At 66.3% G+C, this 13,197-nt stretch carries 12 protein-coding genes; 8 read left to right on the forward strand and 4 right to left on the reverse strand.

The features are described from left to right. Positions 1–21: 21 nt before the first annotated feature. From G481_RS0103180 to G481_RS0103205, 6 genes are all read left to right on the forward strand, one after another. Complete coding sequence (locus G481_RS0103180; protein ID WP_028028719.1) at positions 22–1,545, forward strand: ABC transporter substrate-binding protein; 1,524 nt, start codon at positions 22–24, stop codon at positions 1,543–1,545. 150 nt (positions 1,546–1,695) lie between these two features. Beyond that, complete coding sequence (locus G481_RS0103185; RefSeq protein ID WP_028028720.1) at positions 1,696–2,682, forward strand: ABC transporter permease; 987 nt, start codon at positions 1,696–1,698, stop codon at positions 2,680–2,682. Continuing rightward, on the forward strand, positions 2,675–3,526 hold the full coding sequence (locus G481_RS0103190) for an ABC transporter permease (protein ID WP_028028721.1): 852 nt from the start codon (positions 2,675–2,677) through the stop codon (positions 3,524–3,526). Before G481_RS0103185 ends, G481_RS0103190 begins: the two co-directional genes overlap by 8 nt. After that, positions 3,523–4,395, forward strand: a complete 873-nt coding sequence (locus G481_RS0103195; RefSeq protein WP_028028722.1) for an ABC transporter ATP-binding protein — start codon at positions 3,523–3,525, stop codon at positions 4,393–4,395. Before G481_RS0103190 ends, G481_RS0103195 begins: the two co-directional genes overlap by 4 nt. Beyond that, entirely contained in the window at positions 4,388–5,188 is an 801-nt protein-coding gene (locus G481_RS0103200; RefSeq protein WP_028028723.1) for an ATP-binding cassette domain-containing protein, read from the forward strand. The genes G481_RS0103195 and G481_RS0103200 overlap by 8 nt, the downstream gene beginning before the upstream one ends. 181 nt (positions 5,189–5,369) lie before the next feature. Further along, on the forward strand, positions 5,370–6,629 hold the full coding sequence (locus tag G481_RS0103205; RefSeq protein WP_028028724.1) for a glycerate kinase type-2 family protein: 1,260 nt from the start codon (positions 5,370–5,372) through the stop codon (positions 6,627–6,629). Positions 6,630–6,718: 89 nt separating this feature from the next. On the opposite strand, the gene G481_RS0103210 is transcribed toward G481_RS0103205, so the two are convergent. Both G481_RS0103210 and G481_RS0103215 read right to left on the reverse strand, forming a co-directional pair. Beyond that, on the reverse strand, positions 6,719–8,083 hold the full coding sequence (locus G481_RS0103210; RefSeq protein WP_028028725.1) for a glutamine synthetase family protein: 1,365 nt from the start codon (positions 8,081–8,083) through the stop codon (positions 6,719–6,721). A gap of 4 nt (positions 8,084–8,087) precedes the next feature. Beyond that, positions 8,088–8,777, reverse strand: a complete 690-nt coding sequence (locus G481_RS0103215; protein WP_028028726.1) for a type 1 glutamine amidotransferase — start codon at positions 8,775–8,777, stop codon at positions 8,088–8,090. Positions 8,778–9,087: 310 nt separating this feature from the next. Here G481_RS0103215 and G481_RS0103220 point away from each other — a divergent pair, with 310 nt between their 5' ends. Together G481_RS0103220 and G481_RS0103225 are read left to right on the forward strand one after the other, a co-directional pair. After that, positions 9,088–10,380 (forward strand): NAD(P)/FAD-dependent oxidoreductase, encoded by a 1,293-nt coding sequence (locus tag G481_RS0103220; protein ID WP_028028727.1) that lies wholly within the window; start codon positions 9,088–9,090, stop codon positions 10,378–10,380. A gap of 92 nt (positions 10,381–10,472) precedes the next feature. Continuing rightward, a complete protein-coding gene (locus G481_RS0103225; protein ID WP_028028728.1) occupies positions 10,473–11,663 on the forward strand; it encodes a DegT/DnrJ/EryC1/StrS family aminotransferase in 1,191 nt (396 codons plus the stop codon). Between the two features lie 337 nt (positions 11,664–12,000). Here G481_RS0103225 and phaR read toward each other — a convergent pair whose 3' ends face one another. After that, positions 12,001–12,552 (reverse strand): polyhydroxyalkanoate synthesis repressor PhaR, encoded by a 552-nt coding sequence (phaR, locus tag G481_RS0103230; protein WP_028028729.1) that lies wholly within the window; start codon positions 12,550–12,552, stop codon positions 12,001–12,003. 173 nt (positions 12,553–12,725) lie between these two features. Beyond that, entirely contained in the window at positions 12,726–13,175 is a 450-nt protein-coding gene (locus G481_RS0103235; protein WP_028028730.1) for a hypothetical protein, read from the reverse strand. Between the last annotated feature and the right edge of the window lie 22 nt (positions 13,176–13,197).

A 13,197-nucleotide genomic window follows, 5' to 3' on the forward strand; every position in this document is an offset into this window, starting at 1 on the left:
ACCAACCAACAGGGAAACACCATGAAACTATCGCGTCGCAGCCTGCTGCAGATTTCGGCCGCCAGCATGACGCTTGCCTTTGCCCGCCCCGTGCTGGCGCAGGCGATCAACGAGCTGGTCATTGCCTATAACGTCAACCTGCCGAGCTGGGATCCGACCACCGGCCCCAGCGCGGTGAACCCGACGCTTCAGGGCCTCTATCAGGCGGTGTTCGACCAGTATTTCCACCAGAACCCCGACCTGTCGCAATCGCCGGGCCTGCTGACCGCCTATGGCTGGGCCGACGATCTCAAGTCGGTCTGGATGGAGGTGCGCGAGGGCGTCAAATGGCACGATGGCAGCCCCTTCACCGCCGAGGACGTGGCCTGGAGCCTGGAGCGTCTGGGCAAGCCGGAAACCGGCAGCCCGATCCAGTTCGTCTGGTCCAACCTGTCGAACTTCAAGGTTGAGGGCAACCGCGTGACCGCCGATGCGGCGGCCTATGATGGCACGCTGTTCAAGTGGATGTACTTCCTGACCGGCTATCCGATGCCCAAGGCCTATTACGAAAAGGTCGGCGCCGAAGGCTTCGAGGCCGCGCCCATCGGCACCGGCCCCTATATGGTCGAGAAATACGAACGCAACGCCTTTGTCCGCCTCAAGGCCTTTGCCGATTACTGGGGGCCGAAGCCGGAATTCGAGACCGTGACGATCAAGTTCGTCACCGATGCCGCCAGCCGTGTGGCCGAAGTGGAATCGGGCAACAGCCATGTCACGCTGGAAATGCCCTACGAGGAATTCGACCGGCTCAAGGCCAAGGCGGGCCTGGCCGGCGTTGCCAAGCCGGTTTCCGATATCGGCATGATCTTCTTCAACGACATCGACGTGATGAAGGACGAAAACGTCCGCCGCGCCGCGGTTCACGCGGTGGACAAGCAGACGATCATCAACCGGCTGCTGTCGGGCTATGGCGTGCCGCTGGATACGCTGCAAACGCCGGACTATGACGCCTATGATCCGTCGATCAAGGTGGAATACAACCCCGAGCTGGCCAAGGAGCTGCTGGCGAAATCGGGCTATTCGACCTCGAACCCGGTCAAGTTCAAGATCCAGACCACCAAGGGCTTCAAGCCCAAGGACTACGAGATGGTTCAGGCCATCGTCGGCCTGTGGCGCCGGGTGGGGATCGAGGCCGAGATCGAGGTGATCGAGATCGCCAAGCACTTTGAGCTGCGCGCCGCCGACCAGCTGGCCCCCGCCGCCTTTTACAACTGGGGCAACTCGATCGGCGATCCGGTTACCTCGACCGGCCATGCGATGTATGGGCCCTCGCCGAACTCGGTCTGGGACGGGCAGGATCTGATCGACATGATCAACCCGCTCTGGGGCGAGACCGACCCGGCCAAGGCCATTGCGGGCTGGAAGGCGGTGGACCGCTATATCGCCGAACATGCGCTGGTGCTGCCGCTGCTGCAATATGTCCAGCCGATCTTGCATGATGCCCGCGTTGTCGTGGTGCCGCATGCCTCGGGTGCGCTGCTGCCGCAGCTGATGAAGCGCGCCTGACAGGCCGTCGCCCGGGCGGATGGCGCCGGGGGGCTTTGCGCCCCCCGGACCCCCCGCAGGATATTTTTCGACAGATGAAGTCCGAAAGCGGTGCCTTGGCGCGCGGTTTTCGGCTTTCGAGGGGCATTTCAGGTGTTGCAAAGAACACTGATGCGGCTGGCGACCACGCTGGTCACGCTGTTTGGCGTGGCGGTGATCGTCTTCGTGGTGATCCGGGTGGTGCCCGGTGATCCGATTGCAATGATGTTGCCGCCGATGGCAACGCCAGAGGATATCCAGCGGCTCAAGGCGCTGTACGGGCTCGACAAGTCGATTGCCGAGCAGTTCTTCATCTGGCTGGGGGGCGTGCTGCATGGCGATTTCGGCACCTCGATCACCATGCGCCAGCCGGTGCTGGGGCTGGTGCTGGGCCGTCTGCCGGCCACGCTGGAGCTGTCGGTGATGGCGCTGGTCATCGCGGTGATCTGGGGCGGCGCGCTGGCGCTGGCCGGGACGCGCTGGCGCGGATCCAAGGCCGAGGCGGCGATCGACGTGGGCAACGGGATGGCGCTGTCGGTGCCCGATTTCCTGTGGGGCCTGGTGCTGATCCTGTTCTTCGGGGTTCTGTGGCCGGTCTTTCATATCTCGGGCCGGGTCTCGCCCAGTCTGGAGCTGCCGTTCACCACGAACTTCTATCTGTTCGAAAGCGTGCTGCGGCTGCGGTTCGACCTGTGGGCCGACATCGTCAGCCACATGTTCATGCCCGCGCTGGCGCTGGCCTTTCCGCTGGCGGCGATCATCGCGCAGCTGCTCAAGCAGAGCCTCAAGGAAACCATGCACCTCGATTACGTCACGCTCAGCCGCACCAAGGGCTATGGCGAGAACCATGTGATCACCCGTGAGGCGCTGCCCAATGCGATCTTGCCGACGCTGACGCTGGTGGGCGTGCAGTTCACCTTCCTGATCGGCGGCACGGTGATCATCGAGCGGCTGTTTTCCTATGAGGGGCTTGGCAACATGGCCATCGACGCGGTGATCAACCGCGATCTGCCGCTGATCCAGGGCATCGTGATCCTGTTCGCGGTCATCTTCACCGGCGTCAATCTGATCGTCGATCTGCTGTATACCGTATTGAACCCGAGGTTGCGCCATGCTTGACGGACGCGGCAAGACGCGGCGCCGCGCGGGCGCAAGGTTGTGGCTGTCGGCCGGCTGGCTGGTGCTGGCGCTGGGGGCGGCGCTGCTGGCGCCCTGGATCGCGCCGCATGATCCGCTGGCGCAGGATCTGTTCGCAGGTCGAATGCCGCCGATCTGGGTGCAGGGGGCCGACCCGCTGTATTGGCTGGGCACCGACAGTCTGGGGCGCGATGTCCTTAGCCGCATCCTGCATGGCGGGCGGGTGGCCTTTGCGGTGGCGCTGGTCGCCGGGGTGGCAACGGCCGCGCTGGGCGCGCTGCTGGGGCTGCTGGCAGGGTTCTATCGCGGCTGGGTCGATGTGCTGATCTCGCGGTTCATCGACATCTGGATGGCGTTTCCGCCGGTGCTGTTTTCCATCCTGCTGATCGCGGTGATGGGGCCGGGGCTGACCTCGATCATCATTGCCATCGTGGTGATCGACTGGACGCGCTTTGCCCGCGTCGTGCGGGCCGAGGCAATGGGGCAGGGGGCGATGGACTATGTTGCCTCGGCCCAGGTCGCCGGGCGGGGGCGGTTTTCCACCATGATCGTCGAGATCCTGCCCAATGTGCTGCCCACGATCGTCGTGCTGCTGACGCTGGAGATGGGCATCGCCGTGATCGTCGAGGCGATCCTGTCCTTTGTGAACCTGTCGATTTCCACCGACAGCCCGACCTGGGGCAGCATGATCGCCGAAGGGCGCACCTCGATCCATCAGGCGTGGTGGGTGCTGGTCTTCCCGCTGATCGCCCTGTTCCTGACCGTCCTGTCCTTTTCCCAGCTGGGCGAAGGGCTCAAGGACCGCTTTGATCCGGTGCTGAGATGAGCTTTCTGCGCGTTGAAAACCTGTGCGTCGATCTCAAGGGCTCGGGCGACCGGCTGCTGCGCGGCGTGTCGCTGAATGTGGGCGCGGGCGAGGTCATGGGGCTGGTGGGCGAAAGCGGTGCCGGCAAGTCGATGATCGGCAAGGCGATCCTGGGGATCTTGCCGCGTTCGGCCGGCGTGGTCGATGGCGTGATCGAACTGGACGGCGAGAACCTGCTGGCGCTGCCGCCCAAGGTGCGGCGCCAGCGGATCGGGGCCAAGGCCGCGCTGATCCCGCAAGATCCGCTGACCGCGCTGAACCCCAGTCGCCGGATCGCCCCGCAGATCACCGACCGGCTGGTCGATATTCTGGGCTGGGATCGCGCCCGCGCCAATGACCGCGCGCGCGAGATTCTGGCCGAGGTGCATATCGCCGACCCTGACCGTGTGCTGCGATCCTATCCGCACGAGCTGTCGGGCGGGATGCGCCAGCGCATCCTGATCGCATCGGCCTTTGCGGCCGAACCCAAGCTGATCGTGGCGGATGAACCCACCACGGCGCTGGACGTGACGGTGCAAAAACAGATCCTGCGGCTGATCCGCGACATGCAGGCCCGGCATGGCACGGCGCTGTTGTTCGTCACCCACGATCTGGGGGTGGTGGCCAAGATCTGCCAGAAGATGACCGTGTTGTATGGTGGTCTGGTGGTGGAACAGACCGATGTGCATGGCTTCTTCCGGGCGCCGGCGCATCCCTACAGCCGGGCGCTGCTGGCCGCGACGCCCCGGCACGATGATCCCGCCGCCAGCCTCAACCCGGTGCCGGATGACATCATCCAGGCGGTTCGGGCCGAGGTGGCCGCAGCAGACAGGAACTGGCGCAATGGCTGACATCTATGACGTTCAGGGCCTGCGGCTGTCGCTGGCCGACATGGCGCGAAAACCGCTGTTCGGCGCGGCGCCCCGGCACGAGATCCTCAAGGGCCTGACCTTCCGCATCGCGCGCGGCGAAATCGTCGGCATCGTCGGCGGTTCGGGGTCTGGCAAGTCGACGCTGGGCCGGGCGCTGCTGCGGCTGCTCGAACCCTCGGAGGGGCGGGTGCTGTTCGAAGGCACCGACATCACCCATCTGCCGGAAAGCGCGCTGCGCCCCTATCGGCGGCGGATCCAGATGATCTTTCAAGATCCGATGTCGTCCTTGAACCCGCGCCACCGCGTCGGGCAGATCATCGCCGCGCCGCTGATGCTGCACGGGGTGGAAGGCCCGCGCGAGGCCGCCTTGCGGGCGCTCGACGAGGTCGGCCTGCCGCGCGGCTTTGCGGCGCGCTATCCGCACGAGCTGTCGGGCGGGCAACGGCAGCGGGTCGGCATCGCCCGTGCCATCGCGCTGCGCCCCGATTTCATCCTGGCAGATGAAATCGTCTCGGGCCTCGATGTGTCCAGCCAGGCGCAGGTGCTGGCGATCCTCAAGGACCGGGTGCGCGATCTGGGGCTGACGCTGGCCTTCATCAGCCACGATCTGTCGGTGATCCGGCGGCTCTGTGACCGGGTGATCGTGCTCTATCAGGGCCAGATCGTCGAGGATGGCCCCTGCGATCGGGTCTTTGCCGATCCGCAGGCCGACTATACCCGCGAGCTGCTGGCGGCGATCCCGGACCCCGACCCGGACAGCGACTGGTTCTAGCACCGGCTGCCGGTCGCTGACACGGCGGCCGGCCCCTTTCGCCCCCTCGGGGGTGACTTGGCCGTCAGGCCAGGAGGGGGCCGAGGCCCCCTCTGCCCAGGGGCACGCTGGCCATGACACCGATGCGGTTTCGGGCCGGAATCGTCTGGCCACGGCCTGGTTTGGCGCTATGGTTCCCGCCATGGACCAGACCGACCGCACCTTTCTGACCGCCCTCTTCGACGCCGCCGTCGCTGCCGCAAACCCGATGCAGGCGCTTGCCGCACATCTGCCGGAACGGCCCAAGGGGCGCACGGTCGTCGTGGGCGCCGGCAAGGGCGCGGCCCAGCTTGCCGCCGCCTTCGAGACGCTCTGGGATGGCCCCCTCTCGGGCGTGGTCGTCACCCGTTATGGCTATGGCTGCCCGACCCGATCCATTCGCGTGCTCGAAGCCGCGCATCCGGTGCCCGATGCGGCCGGGCTGGCGGCCTCGGCTGCGCTGATGCAGGCGGTGCAAGGACTTGGCCCCGACGATCTGGTCGTGGCGCTGGTCTGCGGTGGCGGCTCGGCGCTGCTCCCGATGCCGCCCGGCAATCTGACGCTCGAGGACGAGGCAGCGCTGAACCGCGCGCTGCTCGCCTCGGGCGCGCCGATCTCGGTGATGAACGCGATCCGCAAGCAGGTCTCGGGCATCAAGGGCGGGCGGCTGGCGCGGGCCGCGGCCCCGGCGCGGGTCGCAACGCTGGTGGTCTCGGACGTGCCGGGCGACGATCCGGCCCAAGTGGCGTCAGGCCCCACGGTCCCCGATGCGACCAGCCGCGCGATGGCCCGTCGTCTGGTGGCCAACTGGCGCATCCAGCTTCCCCCCAGGATCGCCGAATGGCTGGCGGGCGATGCTGGCCCGGCGCCGGATCCGGCCGACCCGGTCTTTGTGCGGCATACCGTTCAGGTCATCGCCTCGGCCCGCCTGTCGCTCGAGGCCGCCGCCGCACGGGCCCAAGGCCTTGGCATCCCCGCCGCGATCCTCTCGGATGCCATCGAGGGCGAGGCGCGCGAGGTCGCCCGCGTCCATGCCGCCATCGCGCGCGAGGTTGCCAGCCGCAACCGCCCCTTTGCCCGCCCCGTGGTGATCCTGTCGGGCGGCGAAACCACCGTCACCTTGCGCGGCACAGGCAAGGGCGGGCGGAACAGCGAATTCCTGCTCGCGCTGGCCCTGGCGGCCGAGGGCACGCCCTTTGCGGCGCTGGCAGCAGATACCGACGGGATCGACGGATCGGAACAGAACGCTGGCGCCTTTGCGACCGGCACCAGCATGGCCCGCCTGCGCGCCACGGGCCGCGACCCGGCGGCACTGCTGGCGAACAACGATGCTTGGACGGCCTTTGATGCCCTGGGCGATCTGTTCGCGCCCGGACCCACCGGCACCAATGTCAACGACTTCCGGGCCATCCTGATCCGCTGAGCAGGGCGCGACCGGCTGCCCCTTCATCTGTCCAAAAATATCCCGGGGGTGCGGGGGCTGGCCCCCGCTTCCAAGGCTCGTCACAGGGCTCAGACGTTCAGCAACAGATGCTCCCGCTCCCAAGGGCTGATGACCTGCTGGAACTCCTTGTATTCGTGCCGCTTGACCGAGGCATAAAGCGCGACGAAATCCGGCCCCAGCACCTCGACCAGCGCCTCGTCCTCTTCCAGCAGGTCGATGGCATCGGACAGGTTCAGCGGCAGCTCGTCCTCGCCCATATAGGCGTTGACGGTGCATTCCGGGCGCGGCATCTGCGCCTCTTTCAGCCCCAGATAGCCGCAGGCCAGGCTGGCGGCGATTCCAAGATAGGGGTTGCAATCCATGCCCGCCAGGCGGTTTTCCACGCGCCGCGCCTCGGGGCCGGAAATCGGCACGCGCAAGCCGGTGGTGCGGTTGTCGCGGCCCCATTCCAGATTGATGGGCGCCGCGAAATCCGGGACATAGCGGCGGTAGCTGTTCACATAGGGCGCCAGCAGCGCCACCCCGGCCGGCAGGTGCCGCTGCATCCCTGAGATGAAATGCATGAAGGCAGGCGTCTCGCGCCCCTGTTCGTCGGAAAAGATGTTCCGGCCCGTCGCAATATCCACCACCGAATGGTGGATATGCATGGCGCTGCCAGGCTCGCCCTCGATGGGTTTGGCCATGAAGGTGGCGAAACAGTCATGGCGCAAGGCGGCCTCGCGGATCATCCGCTTGAAATAGAAGATATGGTCGGCCAGATCGACCGGATTGCCATGCGCGAGGTTGATTTCCACCTGACCCGCGCCGCCTTCCTGCAAGATGCCGTCGATCTCGAGGCCCATGGCCTCGGCGAAATCGTAGATGTCGTCGATCACCTTGCCGTATTCGTCGACCGCGCTCATGGAATAGGCCTGTTTGGCGGCGGCGCGGCGGCCGGATCGGCCCATCGGCGGCATGACCGGCATGTTGGGGTCAAGGTTCGGCGCGACGAAGAAGAATTCCATCTCGGGCGCAACCACCGGGCGCCAGCCTTCGGCCGCATAGAGCGCCAGCACACGCTTGAGCACATTGCGCGGGGCGGTCGGCACCGGATCGCCGCGCTGGTCCAGCGCGTCATGGATGATCTGCAGCGTGATGTCGGCGGTCCAGGGTGCGGCGGTCGCCGTGGTGAAATCGGGAACCAGCGTCATGTCCGGTTCCTTGTATTCATCCTCGCCCTTGGGCGCATCGGCCCATTCGCCGGTGATCGTCTGGAGGAAGATCGAGGTCGGCAGGAAGAAGCTTTTCTGATGCTCGAACTTGAAGGCGGGCATCGCCTTGCCGCGGGCGACACCGGCGATGTCGGGGACGATGCATTCCACCTCGTCGAGGCGGCGGCCCGACAGATAGTCGCGGGCGGCTTCGGGCAGTTTTTCGGTCCATCCACTGGACATGGGGTCACCTGTTCTGACTGCGCGGCGCCTTGAAGAAGGCGGCGATGCGCGCGGCAATGGTCTTGTCGTCAAGCGGCTCGTCAAGGCGGGTGCGGGCGTCTTGCAGCAGCGCCTCTGGCACGATGCCGGGGCCGCGCTTTTCCATCAGCCCCTGCAGGAAGCTGCTGGAGAATTCGGGGTGCGCCTGCACGGTAAAGGCGCGATCATCATAGACCAGCGCGGCATTGGTGCAAAAGGGACTGGTTGCCGCCACCTGGGCGCCAGGCGGGGCCTTGGTCACCTGATCCTGGTGCCAGGCGTTCAGGCGGACCTTCTGGCCGCCGAAATCGTAGTCCTGCGGGCCGACCGACCAGCCGCCGGCGAATTTCTCCACCGTGCCGCCAAGGGCCTGGGCGATGATCTGGTGGCCAAAGCAGATGCCCACCATCGGCACATGTTCGGCGTAGGCCTTGCGGATGAACTCTTCGAGTGGGCGGATGAAGGGGTGATCCTCATAGGCGCCATGGCGCGAGCCGGTCAGCAGCCAGCCGTCGCAGTCATGCACATCGGCAGGGAACTGCATGTCGACGACCGCATAGTCGCGGAAGGTGAAGCCCTGATCCGCGAGCAGCTTGCGGAACATGTCAGGATAGGTGCCGGACTGCGCGACCAGGGATTCGGGCGCGTGGCCGGTTTGCAAGATGCCGATCAGCATGGAACTCTCGGATGACCAATGCCCCATGGTAGACCCGGGGACGGGGGGCGGGCAAGGGGGGCTCCCGCACCCCTTCACCGGCCCTGACGGGCCGGCAAAGGGCCTTGGGCCGGGCGCCGCTGGCGCGGCGTGCGCTTTTGACATGGCGCCGGGTCTGGTGGTTGGTGGCGGATGCCTCCGGCGGGGGTATTTGGGGAAGGTGATGGGGGGCGCCGGTCCTGGCGGTTGGCGCAGCCCGCCATGGCTGTGCCGGGGATTTCCCGCAGCGGGGCAAGCGGGTAGAACTGGCAGCAGACTGGGGGAGCTGTTGATGAACCTGCTTTATGCCAATGACCGCCGCGGGGAATATCCGCCTTCGTGGTATGCGGCGACGGCCGTCGGAGCGGCGGAGCGTCCACCATTGCGCGGCACGGTGCGGGCCGATGTCTGCGTGGTGGGGGCAGGCTATACCGGCCTTTCGGCGGCGCTGCATCTGGCGCAGCGCGGCTTGCGCGTTGTCGTGCTGGAGGCGCATCGCGCGGGCTGGGGGGCCTCGGGGCGCAATGGCGGGCAGGTGGGGTCGGGCCAGCGGCTGGATCAGGACTGGATCGAGGCGCGGCTGGGGCGCGAGGATGCGCGCCATCTGTGGCAGATTGCCGAGGAGGCCAAGGCGCTGGTCAGGCGGCTGGCAGCCGACATGCCGGGCACCGACTGGCGCCCGGGCGTGGCGCATGCCTTCCTGCATCCGTCCGAGGTCGAGGCGGCGCGGCGCTATGCCGACCGTCTGGCGCGGGACTATGGCTATGAGCAGATCGTGCCGCTGGACGGGAGCGAGACGGCGGAACTTCTGGGCACGCGGGCCTATGTCGGGGGCGAGCTGGACCAGGGCGCAGCACATGTGCATCCGCTGAACCTTGCGCTGGGGCTGGCGGTGGCGGCCGAGGCGGCGGGCGCCACCATTCTGGAGCGGACCGAGGTTCTGGCGCTGGAGCCGGGCCAGCCCGCGACGGTTCGGGCGCAGACCGGGCAGGTGGTGGCCGACCATGTGATCCTGGGCTGCAACGGCTATCTGGGCCGGCTGGAGCCGCAGGTCGCGGCGCGGGTGATGCCGATCAACAATTTCATCGTGGCGACCGAGCCGCTGGGGGCGGATGCGCCATTGTCGCAGCCGGTGGCGGTGGCCGATTCGCGCTTTGTGGTCAATTACTGGCGCCAGACCCCGGATGGCCGGCTGTTGTTCGGGGGCGGCGAAAGCTATGGTTGGCGCTTTCCCGATATCGTGGCAACGGTGCGCAAGCCGATGCTGAAGGTCTATCCGCAGTTGGCCGAGGCGCGGATCGACCATGCCTGGGGCGGGACGCTGGCCATTTCACCGACGCGCAACCCCTGTTTCCTGCGGCCGCAGCCGAATGTGCTGTCTGCCTCGGGCTATTCGGGGCATGGCGTGGCGCTGGCCACGATGGCCGGACAGATCATGGCCGAGGCGATCATCGGGCAGACGGCGCGGTTCGACGTGATGGCCCGCCTGCCCACGCCGCGTTTTCCGGGAGGCACCTTGCTGCGCCATCCGGTGCTGGTGCTGGCCATGACCTGGTTCGCCTTGCGCGATCGGCTGGGCATCTGACCGCCTGCATGCAAGGCAGTGCTGGAAAATCCCCGGCTCAACGTATATCGCTTCACCCGAAGGGCCATATGGCCGCCGAGCAGGAATGCACCATGTCCGCCGATCTCGTGCCGCAGGCGCCGAACCTTTATGACGCCGAACCGATTCCCGCCGCCGCGATGGCGGATATCGAGCGTCTGCTCGCCTCGGGCGATCTGTTCCGCTACACGGCCCCCGAAGGCGCCCCGGTGGCGCGGCTGGAGGCGGAATTCGCCGAGTTGATGGGGGTGCGCTATGCGCTGGCGGTCTCGTCCTGTTCGGCGGCGCTGTTCCTGGCGCTGAAGGCACTGGACCTGCCGCGCGGGGCGAGGGTGCTGGTGCCGGCCTTCACCTTCGCGGCGGTCCCCTCGGCGGTCCTGCATGCGGACTGCACGCCGGTGCTGGTCGAGGTGGATGACAGCCTGCGCATCGACATGGCGGATTTCGAGGCGAAACTCGACGGCGCGGCGGCGGTGATGATCAGCCACATGCGCGGCCATACCTCGGACATGGATGCGATCATGGCACTGTGCGAGCCGCGCGGCATTCCGGTGATCGAGGATGCGGCGCATTCGCTGGGCACTACCTGGCATGGCCGCAACATCGGAACCATCGGCAAGATCGGCGCCTTCAGCTTTCAGTCCTACAAGCTGGTGAATGCGGGCGAAGGCGGGATGTTCATCACCGACGATCCCGAAATCGCGGCGCGGGCGGTGATCATGTCAGGCGCCTACGAATATAACTGGAAAAAGCATCCGGGGCTGCAGAACAGCTATCATCACTGGCAAAACCGCCTGCCGCTTTACAACATGCGGATGCAGAACCTGTCGGCCGCGGTGATCCGCCCGCAGTTGCCCGAGGTGGCGCGGCGCGTCCAGCAAGGCCGCACGAACCATGACCGCATGGCCGAACGGTTGAACGCGACCGGGCATTTCGCCGTGCCGTCCGCCCTGCCGCCCGAAGAGCGAGCACCGGATTCCATCCAGTTCCGCCTGACGGGGGAATGGTCCGACGATCAGGCCCGCAAGTTCGAGGCCGCCTCGAAGCGGCGCGGGGCCGCAGCGCATGTCTTTGGCCTGTCGCCTGACAATGCCCGCGCGTTCTGGAACTGGCAGTTTCTGGGCGAGACGCCGGATCTGCCCAAGACACGGGCCATGCTGATGCGCACCTGCGATCTGCGGTTGCCGGCCCGCCTGACCGCCACCGAGATCGACTTTCTGGCCGAGGCGCTGATCGCGGCGGCCGACGAGGCGCGGGCGGCCTGACCGGGCGCTCCCGCAGGGCGGTGCCGCGCAGGCGCGGCCCTTCCTTTGGGCCGGGCGCCGCTGGCGCGGCGGGGCAATATGGCCCGGCGTCACCTTGTGCGGCTGCCGTCGGTTGCCTCCGGCGGGGGTGTTTGGGGAAGGTGAAACATGGGCAAGTGACGGCCCTTGGGGATGCTGCCAAAGCGTCTTGTCAGGGGGGGGCGCCATGGCCATGCCGCGAAGCGATCCCGCAGGCATCTTTCGCCTTGATCCAAATATCCTCGGGGGTGAATTGGCCGTCAGGCCAAGAGGGGGCAGAAAGCCCCCTCTTCCCCGGTCAAGCCAGCCGATGGCCGGATCAAAGCTTGGACAGCTTTGCCTGAAGCGCGGCGAGCTGTTTCTTGATGTCGGCCAATTCTTCCTTGGCGCTGCCTTCCTCGCCCTCGTCGCGTTCGGGGCCAGAGCTGCCAGGGCGCCAGCCGCCCATCATCTTCATGAACGCCTCTTGCTGGCGCTGCATCGCCTCGAAGCCGGGCATGGCCGACATCGGGTTCTGGAAGGCGCCCATGTTCTCGAACATCTTCGACTGACCTTCGCGCAGCATCTCGAAGCTGGCGGCAAGGAACTGCGGCACCACGCTTTGCACTTCGGTCGTGTAGCTGCGCACCAGGTCGGTCAGCACGTTGATCGGCAGGACCGAGTCGCCCTTGGATTCATGTTCCGCGATGATCTGCAGCAGGTATTGCCGCGTCAGGTCGTCACCCGATTTCAGATCGACGATGCTGACCTCGCGCCCTGCACGGATGAAACCGGCAATATCTTCCAGCGTGACATAGTCGCTGGTTTCGGTGTTGTAGAGCCGACGGCTCGCATAGCGCTTGATCAAGAGCGGCTTGTCGGTATCGGCCATGGGCTCCCTCCCCGTTTTTCATATATGTGCCGAGCCTATGCCGCTGCAGAAAAAATGCAAGCGTATGCAGCAATGACAAAGGCGGGCCTGAAAGGCCCGCCTTGCGTCCGGTCCTGCCCCCGCTTGGGAGGGGAGGGGAGGAATGGGGGAGAACCGGACAGGTTCGCCCCGCCTTATTTCGCGGCGGCGGTCGCTTTCTTGGCGGCCGTGGTCACGTCGGCGGTGGCTTTTTTCACCGCGGCGGTCGCATCTTCCTGGATGTCCTTGCCGGCGGCCAGCATTAGTTCGACGGTTTCCATCTGAACTTTCTTGGCGACTTCGGCGAAGGCGGCCATGTTCTCGGCAGCCATTTCAGCAGCCGACGAGGCGAAATCGGACGCGGCCTTGCCGTAATCGGCGGCTTCGGTCTTGGCCTTGGTCATCTCGCTCATCTTGGCGATGGTGTCCTTGGTCCACTTGGCGGTGATTTCGGTCGACTTTTCGGCCGCTTCCAGAGCGACTTTCGACATTTTCTCGGCCAGGGCGGCCTGGGTCTTGAAGGCTTCCTGGAAAGCGCCGGTGTCAACCGGGAACGAAGCCAGCATGTCCTGGAAGGTCTTTGTGAAATCGTTGGTCTTGGCCATCTGAGCAACTCCTTGCTGCGGT

The sequence above is a fragment of the Gemmobacter nectariphilus DSM 15620 genome (genome assembly GCF_000429765.1).
Taxonomy (GTDB): Bacteria; Pseudomonadota; Alphaproteobacteria; order Rhodobacterales; family Rhodobacteraceae; genus Wagnerdoeblera; species Wagnerdoeblera nectariphila.